At 52.9% G+C, this 13,961-nt stretch carries 11 protein-coding genes; 4 read left to right on the forward strand and 7 right to left on the reverse strand.

Annotated features, from left to right (window positions below; all coding sequences use genetic code 11):
* The first annotated feature begins 21 nt into the window (after positions 1-21).
* The gene (gene degS / locus E1B03_RS23705; RefSeq protein ID WP_103769914.1) at positions 22-1,089 is read left to right on the forward strand and encodes an outer membrane-stress sensor serine endopeptidase DegS; all 1,068 of its coding nucleotides are present in this window, start codon (positions 22-24) and stop codon (positions 1,087-1,089) included.
* A gap of 151 nt (positions 1,090-1,240) precedes the next feature.
* Here degS and mdh read toward each other — a convergent pair whose 3' ends face one another.
* Positions 1,241-2,176 carry a malate dehydrogenase gene (gene mdh / locus E1B03_RS23710; protein ID WP_003025158.1) on the reverse strand — a complete coding sequence of 312 codons (936 nt, stop codon included), beginning with the start codon at positions 2,174-2,176 and terminating at the stop codon, positions 1,241-1,243.
* 436 nt (positions 2,177-2,612) lie between these two features.
* On the opposite strand from mdh, the gene argR reads away from it, so the two are divergent.
* Positions 2,613-3,083, forward strand: coding sequence for a transcriptional regulator ArgR (gene argR, locus E1B03_RS23720; protein WP_003025162.1), 471 nt, complete (start codon positions 2,613-2,615; stop codon positions 3,081-3,083).
* A 376-nt stretch (positions 3,084-3,459) separates the two neighbouring features.
* Positions 3,460-3,726: a peroxide/acid stress response protein YhcN gene (gene yhcN, locus E1B03_RS23725; protein WP_003025165.1), complete on the forward strand. Its 267-nt coding sequence runs from the start codon at positions 3,460-3,462 to the stop codon at positions 3,724-3,726.
* 57 nt (positions 3,727-3,783) lie between these two features.
* On the opposite strand, the gene E1B03_RS23730 is transcribed toward yhcN, so the two are convergent.
* The 4 genes from E1B03_RS23730 to aaeX all read right to left on the reverse strand — a co-directional run bounded on the left by E1B03_RS23730 (position 3,784) and on the right by aaeX (position 7,298).
* A complete protein-coding gene (locus E1B03_RS23730; RefSeq protein WP_043017817.1) occupies positions 3,784-4,062 on the reverse strand; it encodes a barstar family protein in 279 nt (92 codons plus the stop codon).
* A gap of 119 nt (positions 4,063-4,181) precedes the next feature.
* Complete coding sequence (gene aaeB / locus E1B03_RS23735) at positions 4,182-6,149, reverse strand: p-hydroxybenzoic acid efflux pump subunit AaeB (protein WP_133087037.1); 1,968 nt, start codon at positions 6,147-6,149, stop codon at positions 4,182-4,184.
* Positions 6,150-6,154: 5 nt separating this feature from the next.
* Positions 6,155-7,087 (reverse strand): p-hydroxybenzoic acid efflux pump subunit AaeA, encoded by a 933-nt coding sequence (gene aaeA / locus E1B03_RS23740; RefSeq protein WP_103769916.1) that lies wholly within the window; start codon positions 7,085-7,087, stop codon positions 6,155-6,157.
* Positions 7,088-7,094: 7 nt separating this feature from the next.
* Complete coding sequence (gene aaeX / locus E1B03_RS23745) at positions 7,095-7,298, reverse strand: p-hydroxybenzoic acid efflux pump operon protein AaeX (RefSeq protein WP_003025177.1); 204 nt, start codon at positions 7,296-7,298, stop codon at positions 7,095-7,097.
* Positions 7,299-7,482: 184 nt separating this feature from the next.
* Here aaeX and aaeR point away from each other — a divergent pair, with 184 nt between their 5' ends.
* Positions 7,483-8,415: an HTH-type transcriptional activator AaeR gene (aaeR, locus tag E1B03_RS23750; protein WP_103769917.1), complete on the forward strand. Its 933-nt coding sequence runs from the start codon at positions 7,483-7,485 to the stop codon at positions 8,413-8,415.
* Positions 8,416-8,513: 98 nt separating this feature from the next.
* Here the strand turns inward: aaeR and tldD are convergent, their stop codons facing one another.
* Together tldD and yhdP are read right to left on the reverse strand one after the other, a co-directional pair.
* Entirely contained in the window at positions 8,514-9,959 is a 1,446-nt protein-coding gene (gene tldD / locus E1B03_RS23755; protein WP_003828819.1) for a metalloprotease TldD, read from the reverse strand.
* Between the two features lie 163 nt (positions 9,960-10,122).
* Positions 10,123-13,923 (reverse strand): AsmA2 domain-containing protein YhdP, encoded by a 3,801-nt coding sequence (gene yhdP, locus E1B03_RS23760; protein ID WP_133087038.1) that lies wholly within the window; start codon positions 13,921-13,923, stop codon positions 10,123-10,125.
* Positions 13,924-13,961: the final 38 nt, after the last annotated feature.

The following is a 13,961-nucleotide window of genomic DNA, read 5'->3' on the forward strand; positions in this document are numbered from 1 at the left end:
TTTATTAATGACGCCGCCATCATGTTTGTGAAGCTTTTACGTTCGGTCGCGATTGGTTTAATCGTTGGCGCCATTCTGCTGGCCGCGATGCCCTCTTTGCGAAAAATAAATACGCTTACCGCGCCACAGTTCGACAGTGCAGATGAAACACCTGCCAGCTATAACCCAGCGGTTCGCCGCGCCGCGCCTGCCGTCGTTAACGTTTATAACCGCAGTATGAACAGCACAGCGCATAACCAGCTTGAGATCCGCACGCTTGGCTCCGGCGTTATCATGGATCAGCGCGGCTATATCATTACCAATAAGCACGTCATTAATGATGCCGACCAAATCATCGTCGCATTGCAGGATGGGCGTGTATTTGAAGCGCTGCTTGTAGGCTCTGATACATTAACCGACCTTGCGGTGCTGAAAATCAACGCCACTGGCGGACTGCCGACAATTCCAATTAATAACAAACGCATACCACACATCGGTGATGTCGTTCTCGCCATTGGTAACCCGTACAACCTTGGGCAAACCATTACTCAGGGGATTATTAGCGCCACCGGTCGTATTGGCCTGAACCCGACTGGGCGGCAAAACTTCCTGCAAACGGATGCCTCCATCAACCACGGCAACTCCGGCGGTGCGCTGGTTAACTCGCTGGGCGAGTTAATGGGTATTAACACGCTGTCCTTTGATAAGAGTAACGATGGCGAAACGCCGGAAGGGATCGGCTTTGCCATTCCGTTCCAGTTGGCAACCAAAATCATGGATAAGCTGATTCGTGACGGGCGCGTGATTCGTGGTTACATCGGCATCAGCGGTCGCGAAATTGCGCCACTGCACGCTCAGGGCGGCGGGATGGATCAAATTCAGGGGATTGTGGTTAATGAAGTGTCGCCGGACGGTCCGGCTGCACAGGCAGGCATTCAGGTTAACGATCTGATTATCTCAGTCAATAACAAACCGGCGGTATCTGCGCTGGAAACAATGGACCAGGTGGCAGAGATTCGTCCAGGTTCAGTTATCTCCGTCGTCGTGATGCGTGATGACAAACAGTTGACGCTGCAGGTAACGATCCAGGAATACCCGGCCACCAATTAACGTCACGTCTGGCTGTCCACTGACTATAAAAAACCGGAGCACAATTGAATTGGCTCCGGTTTTTATTAGGCGATATCGTAGGGAGTTAGCGCGTAATACCTGATGGCGCGCAGCTTTCAGGCCTGCAAATACACGCAGGTCCCTTTTCGCGTTACTTAACGAACTCTTCGCCCAGAGTAATATCTTTCTTCAGCGTATCCAGCATACCTTCCAGCGCAGCTTGTTCGAACGCGCTCAGTTTGCCGATAGACTGACGCTCTTCTACGCCGTTTTTGCCCAGCAGCAGCGGCTGAGAGAAGAAGCGAGCATACTGACCGTCGCCTTCAACGTAAGCACATTCAACTACACCTTTTTCGCCGCTCAGTGCGCGAACCAGTGACAGACCGAAACGTGCTGCGGCCTGACCCATAGACAGGGTTGCAGATCCGCCACCGGCTTTAGCTTCCACAACTTCAGTACCCGCATTCTGGATACGTTTGGTCAGGTCAGCCGCTTCTTGCTCGGTGAAGCTTACGCCAGGAATTTGTGACAGCAGCGGCAGAATGGTCACGCCAGAGTGGCCGCCAATAACCGGGACTTCAACGTCGCCAGGCTGCTTGCCTTTCAGTTCCGCCACAAAGGTGTTGGAGCGGATGATGTCCAGCGTGGTCACGCCAAACAGTTTGTTCTTATCGTATACGCCTGCTTTTTTCAGCACTTCTGCAGCGATAGCGACGGTCGTGTTCACCGGGTTGGTGATGATACCGATACACGCTTTCGGGCAGGTTTTAGCAACCTGCTGCACCAGATTCTTCACGATACCGGCGTTGACGTTGAACAGGTCGGAACGATCCATACCCGGTTTACGTGCGACACCCGCAGAGATCAGTACCACATCAGCACCTTCCAGTGCAGGGGTAGCGTCTTCGCCGCTGAAACCTTTGATTTTCACAGCAGTAGGGATATGGCTCAAATCAACGGCCACACCAGGCGTTACTGGAGCGATGTCGTACAGGGAGAGTTCTGAACCTGAAGGCAGTTGGGTTTTTAACAGTAATGCTAGCGCCTGACCGATACCACCAGCAGCGCCGAGGACTGCAACTTTCATCCTAAACTCCTTATTATATTGATAAGCAAAATGTCTATTGCTCCGCGGCGGCGACCTTAATTCACAAATCCAACGAATACAACAACCACGCGTCAAGAATGCGTAGTCACGCAAATTTGGCTTTTATGCATTTAATTTACGTAAAATAAAACCTAAGTTACGTAATTCAAAACCACCCGCACAGTAGAGCAACTTTCCAACAGGTGCTGACAATATACCCTACCCACCTCTCAAAACAACATCAATTTGATAACATTTAATTTACTTTTAACCTTATTTGCGAGCCGTGACACAGGCATGTTTCTTGATAACGAAATTTGATAAAATTCCGCTCTTTCATAACATTATTTCAGCCTTGAACAAGGCAGACTGTTTGCATAAAAATTCATCTGTATGCACAATAATGTTGTTTCTACCGCCATATTACGGGTGACTTATGCGAAGCTCGGCAAAACAAGAAGAATTAGTAAAGGCGTTTAAAGCGCTGCTTAAAGAAGAAAAGTTCAGCTCTCAGGGCGAAATCGTCCTCGCGTTGCAGGATCAGGGCTTTGATAATATCAATCAGTCCAAGGTTTCTCGCATGCTGACCAAGTTTGGCGCCGTGCGTACCCGCAATGCGAAAATGGAAATGGTGTACTGCCTGCCGGCAGAGTTAGGCGTACCGACAACCTCCAGTCCGCTGAAAAATCTGGTACTGGATATCGACTACAACGATGCGGTTGTGGTTATCCATACCAGCCCGGGCGCTGCTCAGTTGATTGCACGTCTGCTGGACTCATTGGGGAAAGCGGAAGGTATTCTGGGGACGATTGCCGGTGACGATACCATCTTCACCACCCCAGCGAAGGGTTTTACGGTAAAAGATTTGTACGAAGCCATTCTGGAACTGTTCGAACAAGAGCTATAGTCTCTCCTCCCCGTCGCCTCGCGGCGGGGGAAAAACCTCTGTTTTCTCCTTCTCCCCTCCATTTTCCACTGTTATCCATTTAACAAATGGTGCTTTTAACCGTCAAAAGACATTCGCGTGGTGAATATAAAGGTTTAAAAACGCACATTTTGCAAAATTACGTATCATCATGATTATATTGAATTTATTTTACAGATTATGTTTTCAACCCTCTTTTTAATTCCATTTGGTTATAAAAATCATATTTATTAACACTTAATACCCACAGAAACAATTAGCGTGGTATTAATTTATCGAGTGATTAGTGTATACTTGATTTTGTGATGAGGGTCACGAAACGTAGACCCCAATAAAAGAATTCGACGAGGTAAATATCATGAAAATCAAAACTACTATTGCAACCTTAAGCCTTCTTTCTGTTCTCTCTTTCGGCGCAAGCGCCGCGGTTACTCAGGTGAACTCACAAGAAGCACAGAACCTGCAATCCATGGGTAGCATCTCCGTGTCTCAGATCGGTAGTTCACCAATGGACATGCGTCAGGCCATCGCCGCTAAAGCTGAAAAAGCGGGTGCCAGCAGCTATCGCGTCACCGAACTCCGTGAAGGCGCTCACTGGCACGCAACTGCAGAACTCTACAAATAAACCCTCGTCGTCTAAGTCCGACGACTTGCCCCCGCCTGCCGGGGGCTTTTTTATGCCTTACGTTGAGTGACGAACGTTAAAACGCAGCTGTCCTTCCAGCTCTTCTTCCGCTTCATCGAACAGTAAAATCAGCGCGCCGTATCGTCTACGCAGCTTGTCCGGTAAATGGACAAATTCAATCTCCAGCGGCAACGGTAAAACCTCCCCGATAACCACCTCCCACAGAGAATCTAAATCAACCACCTTTTCCCGGGCGAGACCGAACGTGCGCGTAAACTCGCGATAGAAATCACCCTGGTCTTCTATCTCGTCAAAATCAAATGTATAGATGTTCATCTATAGCCACCATCCCGACGCCAGTCACTCTACAGACCGCCAATATGCAGGGGTCTCTCGCATTTTCAGGTAAGTATAGCCATAAAAAAACCGACGCTTTTAGCGTCGGTTTTCAACTCTCAATTACTGACCAGCGCATGCTGGTATTTATGCAGCATCCCACTGAGCCGTTTTACCGGCTCGGTAACCTGCGGTGGCGCTTGCCAGATGATTAATTTCTCCTGGTAGATCTCAAGCTCCTCCAGCAACTGGCTAAAATAGCGTCGACGCTTGTCGTCGTTTCCTGCGGAAATCACGCGATCTGCAGTGCGACGAAGCTGGCGGTGGAATGCGGATAAATCCTCGTTCACTGGTACCGGCGCATCACGCAGGCGCTGATGTGCGATGATCATTGTCAGCGCCAGGCGAAACTTCGCCAGGTCGCCAGGAAATTTGTTCATCAGCAAAAACAGCTGCTGATAAAGCGCCGGGAGGTGGTTTTCTTTACGACGTATCACGTTGGTAGTCATCGCTGAAACCGCCGCCGAGACAAACTGGTTGAGCAACACACGACCCGTCCTGTCACGAGAGTTATCGCGCACCAACATAATGACGATAAATGCCAGCACGCAGCCAACAATCTGCCCCAGCGCACTGTCAAGAAACTGGCTAAAGTGGAAGGTCATTGGGTTATCCAGCACGATGATATTGATGGTACTGGCCAGCGCCCCCATCGATCCCAACCGTCGTTTCTGTACCTCAATCCCCAGAAAGAACCCCAGCACCGCCAGGCTCAGGCACAGTAACAACATACTTTGCTGCGTATTGGGGATGATCACCAGGAAATAGAGCGCCCCCAGCGGTAACGCCGCCAACGTACCGTAAATAAAGTCTATCGCCACCATACGAGGGTTGGGCAAACGCATTGCCAGCGAGGTAACAACCGCAATCATCACCATTGCACCACTGCCGGAGGTCCAGCCGGTCCACAGCCAGAATAAGGTTCCCAGCACACAGGAAAGCGTGGTGCGCCAGAAGTTGACCATCGCATGATGGCGCTCGGCAGACTCCACTTTCACCACCGGTTCGCCTTGCAGGATCTCTTCTTCCGTAGCGCTAATCTTGGTATTACTCACCACACCGCGTTTGAGCAGCAGGTAGCGCGTTGCGGCCCCCGCCCAGCTGTATATCGTGACCGGCGTTTCGCGCTCGCCGGTCCAGACAATCACCCGACGCATCCGCTTCAGCTGTTTATGGACATCCTGCACCGTTTCAACCGGCGTATCGAACAACTCGCGGAAGGTGTCGGTAATCAGTTCCGGTCGGGTGTTCTGAATAAGATAGGTTTCGCAGGACTGGGTGATGAGCGTAAGCGACAATGTGTTCAATGCTTTGAGTCTGCGGTTAGCGCGCACCCAGCGTGAGGACTCCATGTTCAGGTTACTGCGCATACCTTCCAACGCCGCCGTACGCCGGACTAAATCGCCCCAGGCTTTGTCCACTTCCTCACTGTCGCCATGCTTAATGCACAGTTGCATAAGCTGATACTGCGCCACCAGCAGACTGTCCAGTTCGACATCAATCTCCTGTTTCACCGAACGGGGCGAAAAGAGCAGATCGGCCACAATGGCGCAGACAATCCCCATCACAATTTCACTACAACGTTCGAGCGCAAATTGTGGTGTCAGCAGCGGTTCAGCCTGGATGGTAATGACGATGATCAGCGCCGTATAGCCCGAAAGCCCCCATGCGTAGGAGTTTTCGATCTTCACTAACGACGAGATCCAGGTACAAAAACCGGCCCAGATACAACACACCAGGATCATCAATAACGGAGCGCGGATCATGCTGATAATAATGATCAGTGCGGCAATACAGCCGATGAATGTCCCGACAATACGCAGCATACCGCGATAGCGGATAGCACCAGAATAAGGTTCTCCGCCGGCGGCAAAGGCTGGGCCTGCCGCTACAATGGCGGCGGTCAGCACCGCCCAGCGCGGCGTCTCAAGTTGGAAGTGAAAGCCAACGAACAGCGCCAGTACAATCGCGCACGCCAGTTTTACCGCAAAGCGGATATGCTGGTTGGCAATGGAGAAAATACCCATCGCGATTAACCAAACTCGCGCAGGCGGTGCGCCATTTTACGGAAGAAGGATTCCTGGCTTGCATCGCGATCCTGCTTGCCGGTAATGACGACAGTCGCCGTAGTCCCGGCAGGCCACAGGGTTCCCTGCTGCTCATCAAGACGAATTCGCACCGGCACACGCTGTGCCAGACGCACCCACTCAAGATTGGAATCAATGGTCGCCATACCCTTTGCGTCTCGCGTACTGCTGGCATTTGTTACGCCAGCCGCCACGCTATCGACAGTGCCCTTCAGCACATTATTACTGCCAAGCGGCGTAATCTCAGCGCGATACCCAGGTCGAACGCCTTCCAGTTTGGTCTCTTCCATATAGGCCAGCACATAGAAAGAATGCTGTTTTACTAACGCCACCGCCGTGGAGCCACGGGTAATAAATTCGCCGCTATAGACGTTCAGGTTAGTCACCCAGCCATCTGCTGGCGCGCGAATGACGGTACGTTCCAGATCTAATTTTGCCAGGTCGCGAGTCGCCTGCGCCTTCGCAAGCTGGTGTAATACGGTTTGCAAAACGTTGTTTGATTGGTCTATCTCTTCGCGAGACATGGCCTGCACGCCCAGTCGATTACGACGACCGGCCTCCTGGCGTTTTTCTTGCGCCAGAACCTGGTAATAAGAAACGTCAGCTTCAGCCTGCTCGAGGGCTTTTTTATAGCGTGGCTGATCGATGGTGAACAGGATCTGATCCTTTTTCACCAGTTGGTTATCATGGATGTTAACGTTGGTAATAAGACCCGCCACGTCAGGTGCAATGGCGACGACATCGGCGCTGAATCGGGCGTCACGCGTCCACGGCGATTCGGTGTAGAACACCCATGCGCGGAAAATAGCGATGAAGGCCAGAATGACCAGTACGAGAGTCATGGCCGTACGGGAGATTTTTCTTGTTAGTGTTTTCACTTCAACCTCAAACGAACAGGCGCGTTATTAAATAGAACAGACAGCAATACAGCGCAGTGTTAAACAGAGCCGGATGCCAGACAAAATCATAGATGCCAGTCGGAACCAGTACCCGGCGCACCAGCCAGAAAATCGCCAGTGACAAAAGTAATTCGAAAAAAATCGGTGGGAAGGACAGACCAAACACCACGATAACGGGAAACAGACTCATGTTGACCTTGGTAGCTTAAGAGAGTGCAGATGGTAGATTTTCTAGCATATGTCACCGCAGAGAAGGGCAAGGATGAGCCAGGCGAGAGCGACATAGCTGTTATTTGAATAATAATATATTAACGTAACTGTTATGCTGTTATCTATATTATGTGATCTAAATCACTTTTAAGCCAGAGTGAACAATGGAACGATTAAAACGTATGTCGGTGTTCGCCAAAGTTGTCGAACTGGGCTCCTTCACCGCCGCAGCAAGACAGCTACAAATGAGCGTTTCATCGATAAGCCAGACGGTCTCTAAACTGGAAGATGAGCTGCAGGTCAAGCTGCTAAACCGCAGTACACGCAGCATTGGGCTAACTGAAGCCGGTAAAATTTATTATCAGGGCTGCCGCCGGATGCTGCACGAAGCACAGGATGTTCATGAGCAGCTTTATGCTTTTAACAACACGCCTATCGGCACCCTGCGCATTGGCTGTTCTTCAACCATGGCACAAAATGTCCTCGCGGGATTGACCGCCACGATGCTGAAAGAGTATCCGGGATTGACGGTAAATCTGGTCACAGGCATCCCTGCTCCGGATTTAATTGCCGATGGTCTGGACGTGGTTATTCGCGTCGGCGCGTTGCAGGACTCCAGCCTGTTTTCACGTCGCCTTGGAGCCATGCCGATGGTGGTCTGCGCCGCTAAAAGCTATCTCGCGCAATTTGGCGTTCCGGAGAAACCCGCCGATCTCAGCAACCACTCGTGGCTGGAATACAGCGTGCGCCCGGATAATGAGTTCGAGCTTATCGCCCCGGAGGGGATCTCTACCCGCCTGATCCCTGAAGGACGCTTCGTGACTAACGATCCGATGACGCTGGTGCGCTGGCTGGCCGCTGGCGCGGGCATTGCCTATGTACCGCTGATGTGGGTGATCAATGAGATCAATCGTGGCGAAGTGGAGATCCTACTCCCTCGATATCAGTCGGATCCGCGTCCGGTCTATGCGCTGTATACCGAAAAAGACAAACTACCGCTCAAAGTTCAGGTGGTGATTAACTATCTGACAGACTATTTTGTCGATGTAGGGCAGTTGTTTCAGGGGATGTATGGTCGGGGGAAAGAGAAGGGATAAATTGCCCGATGGCGCTACGCTTATCGGGCCTACAGCCAGTACTCGATTTGTAGGCCGGATAAGATGCAGTTCACTGCACCGCCATCCGGCACTGACATTTACGCCGTGCCGCCCACGGTCAGGTTATCTACCTTCAGCGTCGGCTGGCCCACGCCCACCGGCAGACTCTGCCCTTCTTTACCGCAAACGCCAACCCCGTTATCCAGTTTCAGGTCGTTACCCACCATCGAAATCTGCTGCATCGCTTCGATACCGGAGCCAATCAGCGTCGCGCCTTTTACCGGTTTGGTCACTTTACCGTTTTCAATCAGATACGCTTCGGACGTTGAGAATACAAATTTCCCGGAAGTGATATCCACCTGGCCGCCACCGAAGTTAGGCGCATAAATACCGTATTCAACGGATTCGATGATTTCCTGCGGCGTGGATTTCCCCGGCAGCATATAGGTATTGGTCATACGCGGCATCGGCAGATGCGCGTAAGATTCACGACGACCGTTACCCGTTGGCGCTACGCCCATCAGGCGCGCATTTAGTTTGTCCTGCATGTAACCTTTCAGAATACCGTTTTCGATCAGCACGTTGTACTGACCCGGCGTACCTTCGTCATCGATAGCCACGGAACCACGGCGATCCGCCATTGTGCCATCGTCCACAACGGTACACAGTTCTGACGCGACCAGTTCACCCATGTGGCCGCTGAAGACCGAAGTCCCACGGCGGTTAAAGTCACCTTCCAGACCATGACCGACCGCTTCATGCAGCAAAACGCCAGGCCAGCCAGCGCCAAGTACCACCGGCAACGTTCCAGCTGGCGCTGCTACCGCGGACAGATTGACCAACGCCATGCGTACGGCTTCTTTCGCCCATGCGTCAGCACGGACTTCACCATCGAGGTCGCCAAGGAAATAGTCATAGCCAAAACGACCGCCGCCACCGCTGGCACCACGCTCACGCTTACCGTCCTCTTCGACCTGGACGCTTACGGACAAACGTACCAGCGGGCGGACGTCAGCGGCCAGCGTACCGTCGGTCGCTGCCACCAGGATCAGTTCATAAACACCGGTCAGGCTGGCGGTCACTTCCTGAACGCGCTTGTCGGCGGCACGCGCGACGCTGTCTACGCGGCGCAGGATATCCAGTTTCTCTTCACGGCTCATGCTCTGTAACGGATCAACCGAGGTGTAAAGCGCCTGATGCTCTACCGCTCCCAGCGTTTTTACTTTGCCGTCACCATTGTCACGCACGATAGTACGGGCGGCATGAGCACTTTGTTCCAGCGCCAGCAGGCTAATCTGGTCTGCATAGGCAAACCCTGTTTTTTCGCCGCTGATGGCGCGCACGCCAACGCCCTGATCGATATTGTAAGAACCATCTTTAATGATGCGGTCTTCTAAAACCCAGGATTCGTGATAGCTCGACTGAAAATAGAGATCGCCGTAATCAAGACGGCGTTCGGCCAGTTGGCCCAGGATGGCAAACAGATCCTGATGTTTCAGGCCATTTGCCGCTAGCAATTGTTCACTTACCAGGTTCAGACTCATCGTTTTGGTACTCATTAGTTTCTGTTGTAGGCCTGATAAGACGCGCCAGCGTCGCCATCAGGCACTTCAATGCCGGATGGCGGCGTGAGCGCCTTATCCGGTATACGGACTGCGGTAGAAGATCGCTGTACTGAGATTGGGGCAATTACTCGCCCCCGTCAAATCATTGCTGGCTTTCTTTACGCGGCTGACGCAGAACTTCGTTAATCTGCGGCTTATCGACCGGACCGGTGATGCGATAGCGCAGAATCGAAACTTTGCTCCATAGCGGTCCCAGAACTTTACTGGCGGCAAACACCGCCGCACCGACAATCGGGTTGACGGCAAACGCGGCGGCAACCCCTACGGTGGCAGAAATCTCTGGTGCGACAATAGCTTCCATATCCAGCTCACGGCGCACCAGGTTCACTGAACCTTTCATCGCAATGTCGGCTTCCAGGCCGTCCACCAGCGTATCATCGGTATGCATCACGCCATCTTTGATCCACGCCGTGCTGCGAATCGAGTCGAAATAGAAGCCTTCACTGAAGGTATCGCTAAAATCAAAGCGCAGTTTACGCAGCAACGCATCAAAACTCAGCAGGCGTAACAGCTGACCCGCATGACCGGTACTGAGTTCGGTAAGCTCACCTTTGCCCAACCGGGTACGTAAAATCCCATTCAGCGAGGCTACGTCCGGATCCCACGGCGGGCTACGCCAGTGCAAATCGTACTCCACGTTGAACGAAGAACCGCGAATCGGCGTTGATACGCCAAAGAAACCGGCCGCGGAGTCAATTTTACTGCCGCTCAGTTTACCCTTCAGCGACGTCCGCTCCTTGCCCGGCGTATTCACCCATACGCCGTCAGTGGTCAGTCTGGCAAAACCGGTATCCAACAAACCGTTATTCAAGGTGAGCGTATCGCCTTTAATCACCACATCGGCGTCAATGCGCCCGTATTTCTGTCCCCACATCCAGCACTCGGCACAGCGCAGCTGAAGGTCCGGCCAGCCACGGAAGCTGACCTTGTCGATGGCAGAAAACGGCGAGGCTGGCGTGCTATTCGGTGACGGTTTCGCCGCACTTGGGTTGTAATAAAGATACTTAATATTGGCCAACCACGGCGCATTGTTACGCATCGCCAGCGTGGCGTTAATCTCACGGCCCTGCGCCTGCACGGAGGAGCCATTGCCCGCAGGTTCAGAGACGATACTCAAATTATTCCACTGCTGGCCGCCCAGGGATAACGATGGCGTACGTACTGTGATGCGCTGTGGGAAGTTGGCATTGGTGCCAACGTTATCCGCAGCGCCTTTCTGGAACAACGCCAGCCATTGCGCGCCATCCATCGGGGGAAGGTTAAGCTCAATGCCTTGCTGATCGGGTAACGCAGGCACGGTGCGGCTTTCCGACGTCCAGATTGCGCGGTCAAGCGTCAGTTTCTGACTCAGCAGCCAGCGGCTGTTAAAGTGATTCTTACTGCCAGCATTACCGGTCAGATCAAAGCTGCGCAGATTGCCGTTAGCCTTAACGTTCACCGGCAACGCCTCACCGGCCGCCTTATTCAGCGGAGCAGGTAAGTGACTACTTACATTCTTCAGGTCGCCCTTTAGCTCAATATCGTAGGTCGGCCCGGCATGATACGGAAGATCGATACCCACCTTGCCATTCCACGCCATGCTGCCGCTCAACGCCTCATTGACCTGAGCCGGCAAAATCCCCATGCGGGTTGGCTGCCAGTTCCCTTGCAGATTCACGGCGACCTGGTAGGCCTTCGCCCCTTCGGTCGTGGAAAAGTCGACGTTCAGCGGCTGATTAAACCAGTTTGCCGTCATCGGCTCACTTTGCAGATCGCCGTTGATAAAGCTGAATTTACCGTTCAAATTCTTCAGCGTGCTGTCGAGCGGTTTAATAAACAAGCTGTTATTACGCAGGTTAACGTCGCCTTTGGCGGTAACCTGCGAGCCGTCCAGCGGAATATCAAGATGTAAGCGAGCATTCACATCGCCGTCAATTTGCAACTGCTCGAGCGTGGCGCCGAGAGAATCCTGTAATGGCGTCTCATCAAAATAAGGTCCAACCGCCTTGCCCGGCCCGTTGATATCGGCATCAATCAGCAGTTTTTCTTTTGCATAGTCGGGGATGTTTGCCGTCAGATTACTGGCCTTCACGCCGCCCAGATTAACGCTATCCGTCTTCATCCACAGACCGTCGTTAATGAAGTTCAGTTCAATATTAAGATCGGTCAGCGCGGGCCAGTCGGGCTGGAAAGCAAACTTCGCATTACGAAGCGGCACCAGGACCTGAAACTGTCCTTCATTATGGAGATACGGGAACAGATGCGGATTGCCGCCATACACCAGCGTAGCGTTATCCGCTTCGCCGCCCTGAATAGCGCCGCTGAGATAGTCAACCAGCTCTTTGCCCATCAGGTTTTCCGGGAAATAACGCCAGGCCTGAGAGCCATCGTTGGTGCTGATGCCAGCCAGAATACCCAACCATGGCTCATCACCGGCGGGCTGCAGATAGCGAAAACCGCCGCGCGCGCGTACCGCTTTCGCTTTAACATCGATGTTGCGCCCATCTAACTGAAAGCCTTTATCATTTTTCAGCCAGCTTAGCGTCGCCACGCCGTTCTCTATTTCCAACGGTGCGCGAAAAACGGTTTCATACGGCATTTTGGCGTGCTTCATGGAGGCGGTGAGCGCCCCATTTTCAACGCTGCCCGCAAGCGTACCGGAGAAGTGTTCTGCCCCTGGCAGCAGCTTCCACTGTTTCCAGGCCAGATCGGTCCACGAGGACTGGAAGCGGGTTTTTTCTGTCGCCTGTAAGGGAATATCCAGCGCCAGTACATCTATCTTGCCGCTCGGCTGCGTGGCTCGCCAGATATCCCCCAGCGCAGGCGATAGCCTGGATGCCATCGGACGCAGCCCTTCTAATCCGGCCAGATCCAAATTGCTGGCGCGAATACGAAGCTCGTCGCTGCGTTTGTTATTCTCACCACCGACTTCCTGTTCAGGGATCCAGGCCAGCGTTAACGCCCCGCTCGGCCAGGGTTTATCATCCATGGTGATACGGGTATCAGGAATAGAGAATTGCCAGCCCGGTCCTTCATGGCTGATATGCGCCGTCAGATTATCGACGGAGAGCGTGTGTGTACGATTTTCGCCCAGCCAGCTTGCCCCGCCTTTTTTCAACCAGACATCGCCGCCGGAAACGACGCCTTTGCCGATCGTCATCCATGCTTCCAGGCTAAAACGCGCGGTTTGCAGCGCGACATTATCCTGCATCCATTTACCCAGCCACGGCTTGAGGTCAATATCGTCAGCCTGCAGCCAGACCCGACCACTGTTCAACAGCCCGTTATCATCACGCAGATCCATACGTACTTGCATAACACCGTGCTGCCCGGTCAGACTGGAGAGACTGACCTGGCCCTCGGCGCGATGCCGATTTTTACCGTTCAGCCAGGTAAGCTGTGGGATCGCCAGTTCTGCTCGCTGGCCTGAGAGGGTTAAAAAGCTAATCTGGCTGTCGCGTAGATCGAAATGATCGAACTGGCGCAGGAAAAGATCGCTAAGATGCCCGGCTTCAATTCCATCACCGCTTTCACTGCGCTGGATGGGGGTATTGATGCGCAACTGCAATTGCCAGAAGGTGAGATCGCGAAACTGCCAGCGCATGTGCAGCAAGCTTTGCCAGACATCCAGCGCTAACGTGACGCGCTTTACCGAAAACTCGCCACCGTCTTTCAGTTGCGCATGGATATCGCGCGCTTCAAGCGTAGGACCGAAATTTTGCCAGTTCGCGGAAAGCTGGCTGGCGGAAACAGGGAGACCAGTGGCGGATTCAATCTTGCCCAGGATGGCCGGACGCCAGTTATCAAGATGAGGTAGCGCAAGGCGCAGTCCACTGACCAGCAGCGCTGCGATGACAACGAATGCGGCTCCAGTGAGCAGTAATATCCCCGGCAATCGCCTCACGCGCCTCTCCTTGTCTGCAAAAAAATGTGACTCACACC

It is taken from the genome of Citrobacter arsenatis (genome assembly GCF_004353845.1).
Lineage (GTDB): Bacteria > Pseudomonadota > Gammaproteobacteria > Enterobacterales > Enterobacteriaceae > Citrobacter > Citrobacter arsenatis.